The 1,355-nt window shown below is 63.1% G+C and carries 1 protein-coding gene; it reads right to left on the bottom strand.

The features are described 5' to 3' along the window. Positions 1-120: 120 nt before the first annotated feature. A complete protein-coding gene (locus DN412_RS42815) occupies positions 121-1,101 on the bottom strand; it encodes an MmgE/PrpD family protein (protein ID WP_161564142.1) in 981 nt (326 codons plus the stop codon). Positions 1,102-1,355: the final 254 nt, after the last annotated feature.

Raw genomic sequence — 1,355 nt, 5'->3', positions numbered from 1 at the left:
CAATCCGCCAGGGATGCAGCCAATCGACCTTGCCCGCACGCCGCAGTCAACTGATAGGGGCGACCAGAATCTTCACTCTCCGGCCACGCTGAGCCCTCAGACTAAATTTTTCAGGTCCGACTATTTGGCATCTTGCAGGGTCTGGGGACACTGGCGTTGCGTCAAAGGATGGCATAACCGGGCCGCCGATGCGTTCACGGCGACATCGATACGTCCCTGCTCCGGTATGCCATCTGCTCGCGCAGCCAGCGCGACCGCAATGTACGGGTGCGACAGGCGACAGGACGGCCAGGGCTTGATATCGACATCCAGCAAGTGCCAGGTCGAGAAATCCAGCAATTTCGCCCGGCTTTTCTCGTCGGGCAGGCCTCCCAGGTAGATGCGGAACATCCCCGCCGCGCCATCGAGCCCGCCAGCCGGGCCGGTAACGCCGGCGCGTGCCAATAGCGCGGCATGCATGCCACCCTGGGCCCCAAACGCCGGGTAGATGGCCCGGGAGGTCGCGCCTGTTCCAAAACCTGCCTGCTTGCCGCCAGCCAACTGCATGTAGGCCAGCCCCAGGGCCGAGGTCAGGCGCGCTGCATCGAACTGCATCACCACCCCGGCCGCCACGGTCGCGCCAAGATAGCCAAACAACTGCGTCAGGAACCAGTCGGAACCCGGGCCATCGCCCTGGGGAGCGCACAACACGCCCAGGCGCACCATCAGTTCGGTACCCAATGCCACGGCATCGATCAACAGCTCGTCGGAACAAGGCGCCAGGTCCGCTGCCGCCAAGGCAGCCGGCAACACACACGCAGCCGGGTGCAAACGACCGAAATCGTGGATATCATCGAAATCCAGGATATGGATCAACGACCCATTCGTGAAAGCCGCGGCCAGGGCTGACGCCTTGCCTCCACCGATCAGCCGGCAAGGACCATCGCCCGAAGCCGCGCGCTCGGCGGCCTCGACCTGTGCTGCCAACTCGGTGCGCCGCGCCGCCAGGCCGATGCCCAGCGCGTCCGTAATGTGCAGGCACGTGGTGGTTCGCACGGATTGCGGAAGCCCTCCTCGGGCCAGTTCGACGAACACATTCGACAAAGCCTCGGCCAGCGGCATGGCCGTGGACTCCTGCGCTGATGACATGTCTCTCTCCTGATGGACTGATTGGGGGATCGTTCGCGCTGTTATCCGGCCATTTTGTCCTGGGAAGGAAACCTGTCGCACCACGGCCGATTGAATGGGTTATTTAGTCGGACCTGAAAAATTTAGTCTGAGGGCTCAGCGTGGCCGGAGAGTGAAGATTCTGGTCGCCCCTATCAGTTGACTGCGGCGTGCGGGCAAGGTCGATTGGCTGCATCCCTGGCGGATTG

The sequence above is a fragment of the Cupriavidus lacunae genome (assembly GCF_003353055.1).
GTDB lineage: Bacteria > Pseudomonadota > Gammaproteobacteria > Burkholderiales > Burkholderiaceae > Cupriavidus > Cupriavidus lacunae.
The sequence above is the reverse complement of the archived record's forward strand: the minus strand, read 5'-3'. Positions and strand labels throughout refer to the sequence as shown.

Bases quoted from the DNA above. Each gene is read 5' to 3' on its own strand.
- DN412_RS42815 (WP_161564142.1), bottom strand. From the start codon at position 1,101: ATGCCGCTGGCCGAGGCTTTGTCGAATGTGTTCGTCGAACTGGCCCGA.